The organism is Kitasatospora sp. NPDC001309, assembly GCF_042896295.1.
GTDB lineage: Bacteria > Actinomycetota > Actinomycetes > Streptomycetales > Streptomycetaceae > Kitasatospora.
On record NZ_JBIAXC010000006.1, the window covers coordinates 192,209 to 207,690 of the forward strand.

The window sequence follows — 15,482 nt, forward strand, 5'->3', positions numbered from 1 at the left end:
CGGGGCAGCCTCCTCAGCGGCGGGACATGTAGAGGTCGAGGGCCTTGTGCAGCAGCTTGTTCAGCGGGAAGTCCCACTCGCCGAGGTACTCGGCCGCCTGGCCGCCGGTGCCGACCTTGAACTGGATCAGACCGAACAGGTGGTCGTTCTCGTCCAGGGTGTCGCTGATGCCGCGCAGGTCGTACACGCCGCCGCCGAGGGCGTAGGCGTCGCGCATCATCCGCCACTGGATCGCGTTGGACGGCTTGACCTCGCGCTTGTGGTTGGCCGAGGCGCCGTAGGAGTACCAGACGTGCTCGCCGACCACCAGCATTGTGGTCGCGGCCAGCGGCTCGCCCTCGTGGTAGGCGATGTAGAGCCGCATCCGGTTCTGGTCCTCGGCGGTGAGGGCCTGCCACATCCGCTGGAAGTAGGACAGCGGGCGCGGGGTGAACTTGTCGCGCTCGGCGGTGACCAGGTAGAGCTGGTGGAAGATCGGCAGCTCGTCGTAGCCGCCCTGGTACACCTCGACGCCGCTCTTCTCGGCCTTCTTGATGTTGCGGCGCCAGAGCTGGTTGAAGTTCTTGTGGATGTCGTCCAGCGAGCGGTTGGCCAGCGGCACCTGGAAGACGTAGCGCGGCTGGACGTCGCCGAAGCCGGCCCCGCCGTCGTCGCCCTGCAGCCAGCCGGCCTTGCGCAGCCGGTCGGCCACCTCGAAGGCGCGGGCCTCGTACCAGTCGGCCTCGACGTCGCGCAGGCGCTTGGCCTGCTTGGCGGCGATGGCCTCCTTGATGGTGGGGGCGTTCCAGCGGCGGATGACGATCGGCGGGCCCATCTTCACCGAGAACGCGCCCTGCGACTTCAGGTGGGCGAGCATCGGGGAGAGCCAGCGGTCGAGGTCGCGGTCGAACCAGTCGATGACCGGGCCCTCGGGCAGGTAGGCGAGGTAGCGCTTGACCTTCGGCAGCTGGCGGTAGAGCACCAGGCCCGCGCCGACCAGCTGGTCGGCCTCGTCGAACCAGCCGATCGACTCCGAGCGCCACTCGGCCTTCACGTCGCCCCAGGACGGCACCTGCATGTGACTCGCCGAGGCGCGGCTCCTGATGAAGGCGAGGTGCTCCTCGCGGGTGATCGTCCTCAGGCGCAGGCTCATTGCTCGGTGCTCCTCGTCGGTCGGGCTGCGGTGGGCCCAGGTTCTCGGGCTCGACCCTATCGTCCGGGGCCCGGCGGCCCGGCGCTGCGGGCACGACGGCGCCCCCGGCGGGTACCTGTCTGATGCAGATACGCGACGGGGGCGCCGAGGGTTCCTGGAGCCGGGTGTTCAGCCCCAGAGGCCGCCGCGGGCGATGCCGAGGTAGAAGCCGATGGCGGAGGCGCCGAGCGCGATCATCAGGACGAAGCGCTCGGCGGTGGTGACCGAGACGAACATGCCCCACAGGCCGGTGACGATCCCGGCCAGGCCGGTCCACGAGGTCAGCAGGTGCAGGTTGTAGAAGAACGAGGTGGTGAAGGCGATCACACCCAGCACGGCCGTCAGGGCCACCAGGGTGTTCTCGCGGGGGTGCGGGTGGCCGTCGGTGTTCAGCGTGAGGGCGGGCATGCGGTGGACGGACTGGGCCATGAGTCCCACCTCCTGGCGTGGAGACGAACGGGCAGGAATCCCGTTCCGTCCAGATTGCGGCGGTTGGGTCCGTCTCACAACCCCTATGCGTTTTGTTCGGCCGTCCGGGTGCAGGTAGGCTGTGCCGTCTGCACTGGTGTAGTTGTGCCCCCTTGCGCCCTCTTCCGGGTGACACCCCTGGTGGGTGTACGGGGCCCGACTGTCCGACCCGGCCGCTACCGTGGGCCGGAGTCGTCACCGCACCGGTGCCGACGCTACGCACAACCCTCCTGCCACGGAGAGACCGTGGCCGCTGAGTCCAAAGGAGGTGGGTTACTCATGCGTCACTACGAGCTGATGGTCATCCTCGACCCGTCGGTCGAGGAGCGCGCTGTCTCCCCCCTGATCGAGTCCTTCCTGGCCGTCGTCCGCAACGCCGGCGGCAAGGTCGAGAAGGTCGACACCTGGGGTCGTCGCCGTCTGGCTTACGAGATCAACAAGCAGTCCGAGGGCATCTACTCGGTCATCGACCTCAAGGCCACGCCTGAGGTCGTCAAGGAGCTCGACCGCCAGATGGGCCTGAGCGAGTCGGTTCTGCGGACCAAGGTCCTGCGCCCGGACACCCACTGAGCCACTTCTGAGGCCTTCGGGTCTCGGGTAGCTCGCGTCCGCTGTTTCACGTGAAACAGCGGTGAACGGACATCTTCCCGAGAGGTCATCACCACCATGGCAGGCGAGACCGTCATCACCCTCGTCGGCAATCTCGTCGACGACCCCGAGCTGCGCTTCACCCCGTCGGGTGCGGCGGTCGCGAAGTTCCGCATCGCGTCCACCCCCCGCACCTTCGACCGTCAGACGAACGAGTGGAAGGACGGCGAGAGCCTCTTCCTCACGTGCAACGTCTGGCGGCAGCCGGCGGAGAACGTGGCCGAGTCGCTGCAGCGCGGCATGCGCGTCATCGTGCAGGGCCGACTGCGCCAGCGGTCTTACGAGACCAAGGAAGGCGAGAAGCGGACGGTCTTCGAGGTCGAGGTCGACGAGGTCGGTCCGAGCCTGCGTTCGGCGACCGCGAAGGTCACCCGGGCCAACCGGTCCGGCGCTCCCGGCGGCGGCTTCGGCGGCCAGCAGGGCGGCGGCCAGGGCGGTAACTGGGGCGGTGGCAACGGTGGCGGCCAGCAGGGCGGCGGCAGCTGGGGTGGAAACTCCGGCGGCGGCCAGTCCGGCCCCTCCGACGACCCGTGGGCGTCCAGCGCCCCGTCCGGTGGAAACCAGGGCGGCGGCGGCTGGGGAGGCGCCCCGTCCGGTGGCGGCTTCTCGGAAGAGCCCCCGTTCTAAGAGCTGACAGATTTCGTGCGGCCCGGCCGCAGGCGTCCCCGGACGCCGGTCGGGCCGTGAACCCCAAATGGAGCACACCATGGCGAAGCCGCCTGCTCGCAAGCCGAAGAAGAAGGTTTGCGTCTTCTGCAAGGACAAGGTCAACTACGTTGACTACAAGGACACGAACCTGCTGCGGAAGTACATCTCCGACCGCGGAAAGATCCGTGCCCGCCGTGTCACCGGCAACTGCACCCAGCACCAGCGTGACGTCGCCACGGCCGTGAAGAACAGCCGTGAGATGGCGCTGCTGCCCTACACCAGCACCGCGCGCTAAGAGAGGGTGACCGAGTAATGAAGATCATCCTCACGCACGAGGTTCCGGGTCTCGGCTCCGCCGGCGAGGTCGTCGAGGTCAAGGACGGCTACGCCCGCAACTTCCTGGTCCCGCGTGGCTTCGCCATCCGCTGGACCAAGGGCGGCCAGAAGGACGTCGACGCGATCCGTCGCGCCCGCAAGATCCACGCGATCCAGACCCTGGACGCGGCCAACGAGGTCAAGGGCAAGCTCGAGGGCGTCCAGGTCAAGCTGGCCGTTCGCTCGGGTGACGCCGGCCGTCTGTTCGGCTCGGTGACCCAGGCCGACGTCGTCGAGGCCATCAAGGCCGCCGGCGGCCCGGCCGTGGACAAGCGCGCCGTCGCGATCGCCTCGCCGATCAAGACCGTGGGCACCCACAAGGTCTCGGTCAAGCTGCACTCGGACGTCGTGGCCAACCTCGACGTCGCCGTCGTGGCTGCCTGAGCTCCGTAGCACCGGCCGAGGGCCGGACTCCCCTGGGGGAGTCCGGCCCTCGGGCGTTCCCGGGCCCGCTCAGTCGCGCACGGCCCCGGTGACCAGCCAGCGGCCGCCGCGGGCGCGGGCCACCAGGAAGACCGCGCGGACCAGCATGAACAGGTTCATCGCCCACCACAGCCCGGCCAGCCCGGTGCCGGTGGCCGGGACCAGGAACGCGGCCGGGGCGAACACCGCCAGGGTGGCGAGCGCCGCCCGGGCCAGGTAGGGGCCGTCCCCGGCGCCCATCAGCACGCCGTCCAGCACGAAGACCAGGCCCGCCACCGGCTGGCTCAGCGCGAGCAGCAGCAGGGCCGTGTGCAGCTGCCCCTGGACCACCGGGTCGGGGGTGAACAGCGGGACGTACAGGGGGCGGGCCAGCACCACCAGCAGGCCCAGCACCACCCCGGAGCACAGGCCCCACTCGACCATCCGCCGGGTGGCCGCGCGGGCGCCCGGGACGTCCGAGGCGCCCAGGTAGCGGCCGATGACGGCCTGGCCGGCGATCGCGATGGCGTCCAGCGCGAAGGCCAGGAAGCTGAACAGCGTCATGGCGATCTGGTGCGCGGCGACCTGGTCGTCGCCGAGCCGGGCGGCCACCGCGGTGGCGATCATCAGCACCGCGCGCAGGCTGACCGTGCGGACCAGCAGCGGCCCGCCCGCCCTGGCCCCGGCCCGGATGCCCGCCGCGTCCGGCCGCAGCGAGGCCCGCTCCCGGCGGGCGCCGCGGACCACCACGACCAGGTAGACCGCGGCCATCCCGGTCTGGGCCAGCACGGTGCCCCAGGCCGAGCCGGCCACCCCGAGCCCGGCGCCGTACACCAGGCCGGCGTTCAGCCCGATGTTGGCGGTGAAGCCGCCGACGGCCACCAGCAGCGGCGTACGGGTGTCCTGGAGGCCGCGCAGCACGCCGGTGGCGGCCAGCACCAGCAGCATCGCCGGGATCCCCAGGGAGCTGATCCGCAGGTACGTCACGGTGTACGGCGCCGCGGTCGGCGAGGCGCCCAGCAGGTCGGCCGCCCAGGGGGCCAGCAGCAGGGTGAGCAGGACCACCGGGACGGCCAGGCCGACGGCGAGCCAGAGGCCGTCGACGCCCTGCTGGACGGCGCCCCGGCGGTCCCCGGCGCCGATCCGGCGGGCCACCGCGGCGGTGGTGGCGTAGGCGAGGAAGACGAACACCCCGGTGGCGGTGGTGAGGGCGGCGGAGGCGACGCCGACCCCGGCGAGCTGGGGGGTGCCGAGGTGGCCGACGATCGCGGAGTCGGCCATCAGGAACAGCGGTTCGGCGACCAGGGCGCCGAAGGCGGGCACCGCCAGGGCGAGGATCTCGCGGTCGTGGCCGCGTCGGTCGTGGCCGCGGCCGGTGGGGCTGCGTCTGGAGGGCTCGGCGGGGGCGGTGCTCATGCGCTCCAGGGTACTCATCCACAGGTAAGAGGCCAATGGCCAGTTCGGTCGTTACTCGAAACTGCGAGCGGTGTGCTCCGTCCGGTCCGCGCCCACGGCTGTTCGGCGGTGTGTGAAGAATTTCTCATGCACAGGCCCCGGAAGAGGTAATCGCAGGTCAACAGGTTGACGATGGATCGATCGTCCGGTTATCCACAGGAGCTTCCACAGGGGTGTCCACAGCTTTGCGGCAGTTCTCCACAGCCCGGGGCCGCTCGTCCACACCCCCTGTGGATAACCGCCTTGGCGCGAGGGCGTCCGGCGCCTTAGCGTGGGCCCTCCACCCGACACTCCCACCGGCCCCGGCGTCCGATTTGTCGGGGCCGTGGCGTACAAAGAGGAGCGGCTCCGCTCCACCCAGCCACCGGCAAGGCCCGCTCCAACTTCGCACCACTCGCTGATCGGGGAACACGCGTGACCGGCCCCCAGTACGACGACCACGACGCCCCGCCGCCGGAGGAGGACTGGCAGACCGCCGAGGACCCCTTCCCGGCCGGCGCCTTCGACGACGCCCCCTTCCCGGACGGTCCCGGCGACCGGCTGCCGGTCTCCCGCAACCGCGGCGGCCAGGGTGGCGGCGGCGGTCAGGGCGGCAACCGGGGCGAGGGCTTCCGCAAGGGCGGCGGCGACTTCAACGGCAGGGGCGGCAAGAACGGCAAGGGCGGCGGCCGGGACGACCGCAGGGACGACGAGGGCCACGGCGGCGTCGACGGCTTCGAACGCGTCCCCCCGCAGGACCTCGCGGCAGAGCAGTCCGTGCTGGGCGGCATGCTGCTCTCCAAGGACGCCATCGCCGACGTGGTCGAGGTGCTCAAGCCGGCCGACTACTACCGGCCCGCGCACGAGATGGTGCACGGCGCGATCCTCGACCTGTACGCCCGCGGCGAGCCGGCCGACCCGATCACCGTGGCCGGCGAGCTCACCAAGCGCGGCGAGCTCCAGCGCGTCGGCGGCGCCGCCTACCTGCACACCCTGGTCAACTCCGTCCCGACCGCGGCCAACGCCGAGTACTACGCCCAGATCGTCGCCGAGCGCGGGGTGCTGCGCCGCCTGGTCGAGGCCGGCACCCGGATCGCCGGCATGGGCTACGCCGCCGAGGGCGACGTGGACGAGATCGTCAACGCCGCCCAGGCGGAGATCTACGCCGTCACCGAGCAGCGCACCAACGAGGACTACGCGCCGCTCGCCGACATCATGGAGGGCGCCCTCGACGAGATCGAGGCGATCGGCTCCCGCAACGGCCAGATGTCCGGCGTGCCGACCGGCTTCGCCGACTTCGACGCGCTCACCAACGGGCTGCACCCCGGCCAGATGATCGTCATCGCGGCCCGCCCCGCGATGGGCAAGTCCACCCTGGCGCTGGACTTCGCCCGGGCCTGCTCGATCCACCACAAGCTGCCGAGCGTGATCTTCTCGCTCGAAATGGGCCGCAACGAGATCGCCATGCGCCTGCTCTCCGCCGAGGCCAGGGTCGCGCTGCACCACATGCGCTCCGGGAACATGACGGACGACGACTGGACGCGGGTCGCCCGCCGGATGCCGGACGTCAGCGAGGCGCCGTTGTTCATCGACGACTCGCCGAACCTGTCGATGATGGAGATCCGCGCCAAGTGCCGCCGGCTCAAGCAGCGCAACGACATCAAGCTGATCGTCATCGACTACCTCCAGCTGATGCAGTCCGGCGGCTCCCGCCGGGCCGAGAACCGCCAGCAGGAGGTCTCGGACATGTCCCGTAACCTCAAGCTGCTGGCCAAGGAGCTGGAAGTGCCGGTCATCGCGCTGTCCCAGCTGAACCGTGGTCCCGAGCAGCGCACCGACAAGCGGCCGATGGTCTCCGACCTGCGCGAGTCCGGCTCGATCGAGCAGGACGCCGACATGGTCATCCTGCTGCACCGCGAGGACGCCTACGAGAAGGAGTCCCCGCGCGCGGGCGAGGCCGACCTGATCGTCGCCAAGCACCGTAACGGTCCGACCGCGACCATCACCGTCGCCTTCCAGGGCCACTACTCGCGCTTCGTCGACATGACCCGGGACTGACGCCCGGGGCGGGGCGGCCGGTGCGGTCGGGGTGGCCGGTCAGAACCAGGACAGGCAGTGCGGCGGGCGCTCGGTGCGGAACAGGGCGTCGGCGAGGGCGACCGCCTCCGGGCGGTGGGCCCGGACGTGCCCGGCCCGCACCAGCGTGCCCACGGGGGTGCCGCCGAGGTAGACCGCGCCCAGGTCCCGCACGTCCAGCGTGAGGTCGGGCTCCCGGTCGGTCGGGACGCACACGGCCTCGCCGCCCCGGACGGTCAGCAGGTGGCGGGCGCGCTCGCCGAGGAACGGGTCGTCCACGTCGAGGACGAGCTCGCCGTCGGCGGACCAGCCGCGCGCGGTCAGCGCCCGGGGGACGTCCAGCAGCCGGACCCAGAGCCACTCGCTGCTGTTGCCCACCTGGGCGGCGCCGAAGTCCGCGAGCTGCCAGCGCAGCGGGTGCTCGGCCGGGAAGTGCTTGAAGACGACCTGGTCGACCAGGTCGTGCCCGAGCAGGAACCGGGCCAGGGCCGAGGTGACGGCGTCGTCGACGGCGACGGTCTCGTCCACCGTCAGGGTGTCCCCGTCCAGGGAGTAGCTGGCGTAGCCGTCCGGGGTGCCGGCGGCGTCGCGGTGGACGGCGATGTAGCGCGGCGCCGCGGCGACCGGGGGCTGCCCGGCGCCCAGGGCCCACCAGCGGTGCGGGCGGGACAGCGCGCCGGGCCGGGCGCGGCGGTAGCGGTCGTAGACCTCCTCCAGGAGGTCCCGGCAGTCGGCGCGCCGCAGCAGCTCGACCGAGCCGGTGTCCGTGCCCCCGCCGGCCCGCGGGGCGGTGAAGGCGGCCCGGTGGCGCGGCACCGTCAACCGCCCGGTGTACGTCGCCGGGCCGTAGCCGAACCGGCCGTAGATCGCGGGCTCGGAGGCCAGCAGCACGGACAGGAACTCCCCGCGGGCCCGCAGGTCGGCGAGCTGGCGCCGCATCATCGCGGTCAGTACGCCCCGGCGGCGGTGGGTGGGCAGGACGCCGACGAAGCTCACTCCGGAGACCGGGGTGAGCGCCCCGCCGGGCAGGGTGAGCTCGAAGGAGTACGCGGCGGCGGTGCCGACCGGACGCCCGTCGTCCGTCACCGCGAGCAGGCCGCGCTCCGGTTCGATCGCCGACCACCAGACCCCGCTGCCGTCCTCGGCCCGGGCCTCCGGGAAGCGGCCGAACGCGGCGTGGACGGTGTCGACGAAGACGTCGAGGTCCTTCTCGGTCGTGGAACGGATCTCCATCGCTGCTGCGCCCTCCCCTGGGTACGGCCCACGGTGCGCGGGCCGCCGACAGTCCAGCCGAGGGCCGGAAGGGGGTCAACCGAATATGGTCCGCCGAGGTGGCCCGGGCCCGTACGGCGCCGGAGGACGGGGCGGTGGTGCGATGGACTACTGTCCCTGCGTGAAGACGATACGACAGCTGTCCGCCCGCAAGGCCGGGGGAAGCGCGCAGGCCCAGCCTGGCGGGGCAGCCGCCCGGCTGGGCTGGCTCGACGCGCTGCGCGGCGTGGCCGCCCTCGTGGTCGCCCTGCACCACTTCGACGTCCTGAAGCTGCTGCCGGACCGGCTGGCCGCCTTCATCTGGTGGCACGGGGACCTCGGCCTCTACGGCGTGATGCTGTTCTTCCTGGTCAGCGGCTACATCATCCCGGCCTCGCTGGAGCGCCGGGGGAACGTGCGGGCGTTCTGGATCGGGCGCTTCTTCCGGCTCTGGCCGCCGGTGATCATCGGCATCGCGGTGGCGCTGGCCATCATCCCGAAGGGTGACGGCTCGGTCGCGCTCTTCGCCACCGGCCACAACTACGTGGCCGTGGCCGCCAACGCGACCATGCTGCAGGACTTCATGGGCGTCTGGAACGGCCTGGGCGTGATGTGGACGCTCAGCTACGAGATGGCGTTCTACTACATGGTGACCGCGCTCTTCGCGGTCGGACAGCACCGTCGCAGCGGACCGGTCGCGGTGGCCTTCGCCGCCGTGGCGCTGATCTTCGGCACCTCGATCGCCTCCCACACCATGACCGTCGACGCGGCCTCGACCCACAACCTGGTCTGGGGCGTCGTGCTGATCGTGCTCTTCGCCTTCGGCTGTGTGCTGAGCGGCCGGGCGAACCTGACCCGGATCGGGGCGATCACGCTCGGCGTGCTGGCCTTCGTGCTGATGTACAACAACAGCCGGGCGCCGATGTTCGAGACCCTGATGATCTTCGCGACGATGTTCGCCGGCACCGTGGTCTACCGCGCCGAGCGGGGCCAGATCGACCGGCTCCAGGCCGTGCTGTGCTGCGGTTTCGTGATCGCCGCGGGCATTGCCGTCGGCTTCTTCTACAACCACAGCGGGATGGAGAACAACACCTGGACCGCCGGACCGCGGGCCTGGGTCGGCTCCTACCTCGGTGCCTGGATCACCTTCGGGATCGGCTTCGCGCTGCGCAAGCGCCGCTTCCCGAAGCCGCTGACCTGGCTCGGCGGGATCAGCTTCTCTCTCTACCTGCTGCACGTCCCGGTGCTGCACACCCTGCACGACCTGCTGAACGTGCCCAAGGTGCCCCCGACGACCGGCGGCAAGGTGCTCTGGACGGTCGAGTACCTCGCGGTGATCATGGTCGTGAGCTGGCTGATGTACAAGCTGGTGGAGCTCCCGGTGCAGAAGCTGGGCCGCAAGGTGGGCAAGTGGGTCGACCGCCGCTGGCCGGGCGGCGACCTGCCGCCGCTGGCCTTCGGGGCGCCGGCCGGACCGGCGGCGACCGGCGTGCCCGTCGGCGCTCAGGCCCGGGCCGAGGAGCCGGTGCCGGTCGAGGTCGGCGCGGGGTCGTCCGGCCGCTGACCCGCTGAGTACGACGAAGGGCCCGCCCCACCGGGGGCGGGCCCTTCGTCGTACCGATCCGTCCTACCGCGGGCCGGGCGGTGGCCGCCGTCAGACGGTGACGGTGGCCCGGAAGAGGGTGCCGGGGGTGCCGGAGAGGCGGGTCGGGGTGCCGGTGGCGGGGAGGAAGGCGGACTGGCCGCGGGCGAGGTCCAGTACGGCGCCGTCGGCGGCGGTGAGCCGGACGGCGCCCTCGGTGCAGAGCAGGATCTGCGGGGTGCGGCCGTCGATCTCCCGCTGCACGCCGTCCAGTTGGAAGCGGGACAGCCGGAACTCGTCGATCGGGACGGGGTAGAGCCGCTCGCCGGGGGTGCCCTCGACCGGGACGGGGTGCACCACCTCGGGGGCGCCGGGCTCGAAGAGCACGACCTTCAACAGTTCCGGGACGTCGATGTGCTTGGGGGTGAGGCCGGCCCGCAGCACGTTGTCCGAGTTGGCCTGGAGCTCCACGCAGACGCCGGACAGGTAGGCGTGCGGCACCCCGGCGCCCAGGTAGAGCGCCTCGCCGGCCCGCAGCCGGACGTGGTTGAGCAGCAGGCCGGCGATCACGCCGCGGTCGTCCGGGAAGTCCTTCGCGATCCGGGCGTACGGGGCGTGCGGGCCGTCCGGGTCGGTGCCGGCCAGCGCGGCGACGGTCTCCCGGACGGTCCGTGCGGCGGTCTCGTCGTCCAGGGTGAGCAGGGTGGCCAGGGTGCGGCGCAGCGCCTCGGCCTCGGCCTCGGGGCCGCCGTCCTCGCCGACCGCCAGCAGTGCGATCAGCGGGTCCAGCCCGGGCACCCCGAGGGCGGCCATCAGCTGCGCCGCCCCGGCGGGCCGGCGGAAGCCGCACAGGCCCTCGAAGTCGCCGAGCGCGCACACCATTTCGGGCTTGTGGTTGTCGTCGCGGTAGCTCCGCTCCGGGGCGTCCGGCGCGATGCCGAGGGCGTTCTCGGCGGCGAAGCCGGCCCGGGCCTGGTCCGGTGTGGGGTGGGCCTGGATGGACAGCGGGATGCCGGCGGCGAGCACCTTGAACAGGAACGGCAGGCTCGGCCCGAACCGGGCCACGCTCGCCGCGCCGAGCTCGCCCTCGGGGTCGGCCGCGATCAGCTCGTCCAGTCGGCGCGGGCCTTCGCCGCGGTCGGCCCGGGACGGGTCGCCGGGGTGGGCGCCCATCCACAGCTCGGCCTGCGGTTCGCCGGTCGGCTCCTGGCCGAGCAACTCGGGCAGGGCCGTGAGCGACCCCCAGGCGTACGGGCGGACGGTGTTGACGAGCCTGTCCATGCGCGCGGTCCTACTCCTTCGCTGACGGGGCTGCCCCGGACGTCCCGGGTCCGGGCCGGCGGTGCGGGCCCGGCGGTGCGGGCGGTCCGGGCCCGGGCAAGGGCATCGACCCTAGCTGACCTGGGTCGCCCGCGGGGAAACGGTGGGCATCAGGGGGGAGTGCCGTGGTCCGACCAGCGGTTCCCGGGCGCGGTAGTAGAATGCCAGGACGCAGTAGTATCCGCCCCCCGCAGCATTCTCCACCGTGGTCATCCCGTCGGCGGGCTGTCGGCGGGGCCGCGTTCCAGAGTGCGGGCGACGGTGTTCTGACACTCCCCGCCATCGGCCGAGAGGTTTGTACGTGACCGTGAACCAGCAGAGTTTTGCTGATCTCGGCAGGGTCCTGGTGATCATCCCGACCTACAACGAGGCGGAGAACGTCGAGCGGATCGTCGGCCGGGTCCGTGCCGCGGTGCCCGAGGCGCACGTGCTGGTCGCCGACGACAACAGCCCCGACGGCACCGGCGAGCTGGCGGACAAGCTGGCCGCCGAGGACGGCAACGTCCACGTCCTGCACCGCAAGGGCAAGGAGGGCCTGGGCGCCGCCTACCTCGCGGGCTTCCGCTGGGGCATCGACAACGGCTACGACGTCCTGGTCGAGATGGACGCGGACGGCTCGCACCAGCCCGAGGAGCTCGACCGGCTGCTGGGCGCGCTGCGCGGCGCCGACCTGGTGCTCGGCTCGCGCTGGGTGCCGGGCGGCCGGGTGGTGAACTGGCCGAAGTCGCGCCTGCTGCTCTCCCGCGGCGGCTCGACCTACTCGCGGCTGATGCTGGGCGTGCCGATCCGGGACGTCACCGGCGGCTACCGGGCCTTCCGCAAGGAGACCCTGCTGGGCCTGGGCATGGACGAGGTGGCCTCGGCCGGCTACTGCTTCCAGGTCGACCTGGCCTGGCGCACGGTGAAGGCCGGCTTCAAGGTCGCCGAGGTGCCGATCACCTTCGTCGAGCGCGAGCTCGGGGCCTCCAAGATGAGCCGCGGCATCGTGGTCGAGGCGCTCTGGCGGGTGACCTCCTGGGGTGTCGCCGACCGGGTGTCCCGGGCGCGCGGCGGTGCCGCGAAGGGCTGAGCCGCCCCCGATCGTGCGAAGGGCCCGTCTGCCGGGATACGGCGGACGGGCCCTTCGTCGTACCCGGGGGCGACCGGCTGTCTAGGCCGGCCGGTCAGCAGCCGCCCCGGAGGGCGCTCTCCGGCAGGTAGCGGTCGGCCCAGACGGCCAGCTCGTTGAGGGCCGGTTTCAGGGCGACGCCGCCCTCGGTGAGCCGGTAGCTGACCCGCAGCGGCGGGCCGGGGTCGACCTCGCGGACGACCAGCCCGGCCTCGGTCAGTTCGGTCAGCCGGTCGGAGAGCATCCGCTCGCTGATGCCCGGTACGGCGCGGCGCAGCTCGGAGAAGTAGGCCGGTCCGCCGTTGTTGAGCACGCCCAGCAGCATGCCGGTCCAGCGCTTGCCGAGCAGGGTGAACACCCGGTTGAGGGCCAGGTCGACGTTGGCGCAGCCGCCGCGGACGGCAGGGGCGGCGCACGCGTCGACCGCGGTCGGTACTGCGTCGGTCACTACCTCGGGCTCGGCCATGGATCCAGCGTACTCGACCGGGCACTAGTGACTGCGGAAAAGTAAGCTGCTACCTTAGTTGCAGCTGCAAGGGAAAAGGCAGCTACTAATTCTCTGGAGGACCGCCATGCCCACGCTCCTGCACATCGACTCCTCGGCGCTCACCGACGGCTCCGTCTCCCGCGAGGTCACGGCCGCCTTCCGGGCCGCCTGGGAGGCCGAGCACCCCGGCGGCACGGTGGTCCACCACGACCTCGCCGCCGACCCGATGCCGCACCTGGACGCCGCCGGCATCACCGCCGGATACCTCCCGGCCGAGGCGCGCACCGCAGAGCAGGCCGCCGCCTTCGCGCTGCGCGAGCGGCTGATCGTCGAGCTGGAGACCGCCGACGCCGTGCTGATCGGCGCTCCGATGTACAACTTCACGATCCCGTCGACCCTCAAGGCCTGGCTGGACCAGGTGGTCCTGATGGGCCGCACCGCCGGCGAGCAGCCCTCCGCCAAGGGCACCCCGGTCACCGTGGTCGCCTCCCGCGGCGGCTCGTACGGCCCCGGCGCCCCGCGCGAGCCGTTCGAGTTCGTCATCACCTACCTGGAGAAGGTGCTGGCCGGCGGGCTCGGGCTGGAGGTCGACTTCATCGTCCCGGAGTTCACCATGGCGGCGAGCGTCCCGGCGCTGGCCGAGTTCGTCCCGGTCGCCGCCGAGTCCAAGGCCAAGGCCCTGGAACTGGCCGCCGCCCGGGGCAAGGAGCTCGCCGCCCGGGCCGCGGTGTGACGTGCGCCCGAAGGCGCGTCCCACCGGGCGCGCCTTCCGCGCAATCGGCGGCCGGTACTCCCATGCTGTAGGGCGCAGGAAGTCCGACCGCCGACCAGAGGGAGCAGCCCGTGACGTCGTCCCCGCCCGAGGAGAGCGCCGGCGCGGAACGGGTGGACGCCGAGCCCGTCGCGGCCGGGCTCCCCGACGACGCCGGGCGGACCGCCCGACCGCTGGAGGTCTCCGTCTTCACCGGGCCCGAGTCGTCCTTCTTCGCCACCTCCACGCTGATCCTCGGCGAGCAGACCGCGATCCTCGTCGACGCCCAGCTCACCCGCAGCGCCGGGCGCGAACTGGCCGAATGGGTCGCGGGCAAGGGCCGCCGGCTGCTCGCCGTCGTGGTCACCCACCAGCACCCGGACCACTACTTCGGGGCCGAGGAGGTGCTGAGGCTCTTCCCGGACGCCCAGCTGCTGGCCGCCCCGGCGGTGGTCGAGGGCATCCGGCGCACCGTCGCGGCCAAGGTCGCCCAGTGGAAGCCGGTCTACGGCGACGACATCCCGGACCACCCGCTGGTGCCCGCCCCGCTGCTGCCGCAGCCGCTGATGCTCGACCGCCAGGTCATCCCGGTGCTGCTGCTCGGCCAGGCCGACTGCGGGGAGTCCACGGTCGTCCACGTGCCGAGCATCCGGACCGTGATCGCCGGGGACTTCGTCTGCAACGGCACCCACGTGTGGACCGCCGACACCACCCCGGCCCAGCGCACCACCTGGGGCCACAACCTCGGCCGGATCGCCGACCTCGGCGTGGACCGGGTGATCGCCGGGCACCGCGCCCCCGACCAGGGCGACGACGCGGCCCGGGTGCTCGCCTTCACCGGGGAGTACCTGCGGGACTTCGACCGGCTGCTCGCCGAGCACCCGGACGACCCGGAGGCGCTGGTCACGGCGATGAACGAGCGGTACGGGGAGCTGACCCTGCCGTCCTTCCTGGACCTGGGGGCGGCCGCCAACACCGCCCGGTCCGCCGCCGCTCCGGCGGTCGGGGCCGAGGACGGGGCCGAGGGTGAGGACGAAGAGGGGACGGCCGGGGACGGCCCGGACGGGGCCGACCGGTAGGGCGGGATACTGGCGGCATGACGACGCCGTACGACGTGATCGTTCCGGCGGGCGGCGCGGCCCGGAGGCTGGGCGGCGTCGACAAACCCGGCCTGACCGTCGGCGAGTCCACCCTGCTGGACCGGGTGCTCGCCGCCTGCACCGGTGCCCGGACCACCGTGGTGGTCGGCCCCGCCCGGCCCACCGCGCGCCCGGGCGTCCGCTGGACCAGGGAGCAGCCGCCCGGCGGCGGGCCGGTCGCCGCCGTCGCGGCCGGGCTCGACCTGGTCACCGCGGACACCGTGCTGCTGCTCGCCGCCGACCTGCCCTTCCTGGACCGCCGTACGGTGGACCGGCTGGTCGCCGCCCTCGACCGGGCCGGACCGCACGCCGACGCCGCCGTACTGGTCGACGCGGGCGGCCGCGACCAGCCGCTCGCCGCCGCCTACCGCACCGCCCCGCTGCGCGCCGCGCTCGCCGGGCTCGGCGACCCGGCCGGGCAGCCGCTGCGCCGCCTGGTCGGCGGGCTGCCCGGGCTGCGGGTCGCCGACACCGACAACGTCGCGTACGACTGCGACACCTGGGAGGACCTGGAACGGGCCCGGGAGCGGGAGAAGTCCTGACCGGCGGCCGGGCGCTGAGCGGGCCTCACCGGGCCGGGCCGTCGGTCGTGAGGGGAACGACGCGCCCCGCACACGGGGTG

The 15,482-nt window shown here is 72.6% G+C and carries 15 protein-coding genes and 1 pseudogene; 10 read left to right on the plus strand and 6 right to left on the minus strand.

Translation table 11 applies throughout. The features are described 5' to 3' along the window. Positions 1-13: 13 nt before the first annotated feature. Entirely contained in the window at positions 14-1,132 is a 1,119-nt protein-coding gene (locus tag ACFY2K_RS08740) for a lipid II:glycine glycyltransferase FemX (RefSeq protein WP_375882883.1), read from the minus strand. Between the two features lie 168 nt (positions 1,133-1,300). Next, positions 1,301-1,600: a hypothetical protein gene (locus ACFY2K_RS08745; protein WP_375882880.1), complete on the minus strand. Its 300-nt coding sequence runs from the start codon at positions 1,598-1,600 to the stop codon at positions 1,301-1,303. A gap of 318 nt (positions 1,601-1,918) precedes the next feature. On the opposite strand from ACFY2K_RS08745, the gene rpsF reads away from it, so the two are divergent. The 4 genes from rpsF to rplI all read left to right on the plus strand — a co-directional run bounded on the left by rpsF (position 1,919) and on the right by rplI (position 3,694). Then, the gene (rpsF, locus tag ACFY2K_RS08750; protein ID WP_375882877.1) at positions 1,919-2,209 is read left to right on the plus strand and encodes a 30S ribosomal protein S6; all 291 of its coding nucleotides are present in this window, start codon (positions 1,919-1,921) and stop codon (positions 2,207-2,209) included. A 96-nt stretch (positions 2,210-2,305) separates the two neighbouring features. Next, positions 2,306-2,914 (plus strand): single-stranded DNA-binding protein, encoded by a 609-nt coding sequence (locus ACFY2K_RS08755; RefSeq protein WP_375882874.1) that lies wholly within the window; start codon positions 2,306-2,308, stop codon positions 2,912-2,914. 79 nt (positions 2,915-2,993) lie between these two features. Further along, positions 2,994-3,230, plus strand: coding sequence for a 30S ribosomal protein S18 (gene rpsR, locus ACFY2K_RS08760; protein WP_030059640.1), 237 nt, complete (start codon positions 2,994-2,996; stop codon positions 3,228-3,230). A gap of 17 nt (positions 3,231-3,247) precedes the next feature. Continuing rightward, entirely contained in the window at positions 3,248-3,694 is a 447-nt protein-coding gene (gene rplI, locus ACFY2K_RS08765; protein ID WP_360227569.1) for a 50S ribosomal protein L9, read from the plus strand. Positions 3,695-3,763: 69 nt separating this feature from the next. Here rplI and ACFY2K_RS08770 read toward each other — a convergent pair whose 3' ends face one another. Next, positions 3,764-5,128, minus strand: a complete 1,365-nt coding sequence (locus tag ACFY2K_RS08770) for an MATE family efflux transporter (RefSeq protein WP_387710381.1) — start codon at positions 5,126-5,128, stop codon at positions 3,764-3,766. A 579-nt stretch (positions 5,129-5,707) separates the two neighbouring features. Between ACFY2K_RS08770 and dnaB the strand changes: the two genes are divergently transcribed. After that, complete coding sequence (dnaB, locus tag ACFY2K_RS08775; RefSeq protein WP_375882933.1) at positions 5,708-7,204, plus strand: replicative DNA helicase; 1,497 nt, start codon at positions 5,708-5,710, stop codon at positions 7,202-7,204. A gap of 39 nt (positions 7,205-7,243) precedes the next feature. On the opposite strand, the gene ACFY2K_RS08780 is transcribed toward dnaB, so the two are convergent. Continuing rightward, complete coding sequence (locus ACFY2K_RS08780; RefSeq protein WP_380587539.1) at positions 7,244-8,455, minus strand: GNAT family N-acetyltransferase; 1,212 nt, start codon at positions 8,453-8,455, stop codon at positions 7,244-7,246. Between the two features lie 160 nt (positions 8,456-8,615). On the opposite strand from ACFY2K_RS08780, the gene ACFY2K_RS08785 reads away from it, so the two are divergent. Beyond that, entirely contained in the window at positions 8,616-10,037 is a 1,422-nt protein-coding gene (locus tag ACFY2K_RS08785) for an acyltransferase family protein (protein ID WP_387710383.1), read from the plus strand. 90 nt (positions 10,038-10,127) lie between these two features. Here the strand turns inward: ACFY2K_RS08785 and manA are convergent, their stop codons facing one another. Beyond that, complete coding sequence (gene manA / locus ACFY2K_RS08790) at positions 10,128-11,336, minus strand: mannose-6-phosphate isomerase, class I (protein WP_380523773.1); 1,209 nt, start codon at positions 11,334-11,336, stop codon at positions 10,128-10,130. A gap of 340 nt (positions 11,337-11,676) precedes the next feature. Between manA and ACFY2K_RS08795 the strand changes: the two genes are divergently transcribed. Further along, entirely contained in the window at positions 11,677-12,444 is a 768-nt protein-coding gene (locus ACFY2K_RS08795) for a polyprenol monophosphomannose synthase (RefSeq protein ID WP_380523775.1), read from the plus strand. Positions 12,445-12,538: 94 nt separating this feature from the next. Here ACFY2K_RS08795 and ACFY2K_RS08800 read toward each other — a convergent pair whose 3' ends face one another. Then, positions 12,539-12,949: a winged helix-turn-helix transcriptional regulator gene (locus tag ACFY2K_RS08800; RefSeq protein WP_375882862.1), complete on the minus strand. Its 411-nt coding sequence runs from the start codon at positions 12,947-12,949 to the stop codon at positions 12,539-12,541. A gap of 106 nt (positions 12,950-13,055) precedes the next feature. Between ACFY2K_RS08800 and ACFY2K_RS08805 the strand changes: the two genes are divergently transcribed. From ACFY2K_RS08805 to ACFY2K_RS08815, 3 genes and pseudogenes are all read left to right on the plus strand, one after another. Beyond that, positions 13,056-13,703 (plus strand): FMN-dependent NADH-azoreductase, encoded by a 648-nt coding sequence (locus ACFY2K_RS08805; RefSeq protein WP_375882860.1) that lies wholly within the window; start codon positions 13,056-13,058, stop codon positions 13,701-13,703. 110 nt (positions 13,704-13,813) lie between these two features. Further along, a complete protein-coding gene (locus tag ACFY2K_RS08810) occupies positions 13,814-14,800 on the plus strand; it encodes an MBL fold metallo-hydrolase (RefSeq protein WP_380523778.1) in 987 nt (328 codons plus the stop codon). A gap of 17 nt (positions 14,801-14,817) precedes the next feature. Then, positions 14,818-15,390 (plus strand): annotated as a pseudogene (locus tag ACFY2K_RS08815) (molybdenum cofactor guanylyltransferase); the annotation flags it as partial. Positions 15,391-15,482 lie beyond the last annotated feature (92 nt).

Excerpts from the sequence above, each read along its gene's own strand:
- manA (WP_380523773.1), bottom strand. The coding sequence starts at position 11,336 with ATGGACAGGCTCGTCAACACCGTCCGCCCGTACGCCTGGGGGTCGCTC.
- rpsR (WP_030059640.1), top strand. The coding sequence starts at position 2,994 with ATGGCGAAGCCGCCTGCTCGCAAGCCGAAGAAGAAGGTTTGCGTCTTC.
- ACFY2K_RS08740 (WP_375882883.1), bottom strand. The coding sequence starts at position 1,132 with ATGAGCCTGCGCCTGAGGACGATCACCCGCGAGGAGCACCTCGCCTTC.
- ACFY2K_RS08800 (WP_375882862.1), bottom strand. The coding sequence starts at position 12,949 with ATGGCCGAGCCCGAGGTAGTGACCGACGCAGTACCGACCGCGGTCGAC.
- rplI (WP_360227569.1), top strand. The coding sequence starts at position 3,248 with ATGAAGATCATCCTCACGCACGAGGTTCCGGGTCTCGGCTCCGCCGGC.
- ACFY2K_RS08805 (WP_375882860.1), top strand. The coding sequence starts at position 13,056 with ATGCCCACGCTCCTGCACATCGACTCCTCGGCGCTCACCGACGGCTCC.
- ACFY2K_RS08780 (WP_380587539.1), bottom strand. The coding sequence starts at position 8,455 with ATGGAGATCCGTTCCACGACCGAGAAGGACCTCGACGTCTTCGTCGAC.
- ACFY2K_RS08755 (WP_375882874.1), top strand. The coding sequence starts at position 2,306 with ATGGCAGGCGAGACCGTCATCACCCTCGTCGGCAATCTCGTCGACGAC.
- ACFY2K_RS08770 (WP_387710381.1), bottom strand. The coding sequence starts at position 5,128 with ATGAGCACCGCCCCCGCCGAGCCCTCCAGACGCAGCCCCACCGGCCGC.
- rpsF (WP_375882877.1), top strand. The coding sequence starts at position 1,919 with ATGCGTCACTACGAGCTGATGGTCATCCTCGACCCGTCGGTCGAGGAG.
- ACFY2K_RS08745 (WP_375882880.1), bottom strand. The coding sequence starts at position 1,600 with ATGGCCCAGTCCGTCCACCGCATGCCCGCCCTCACGCTGAACACCGAC.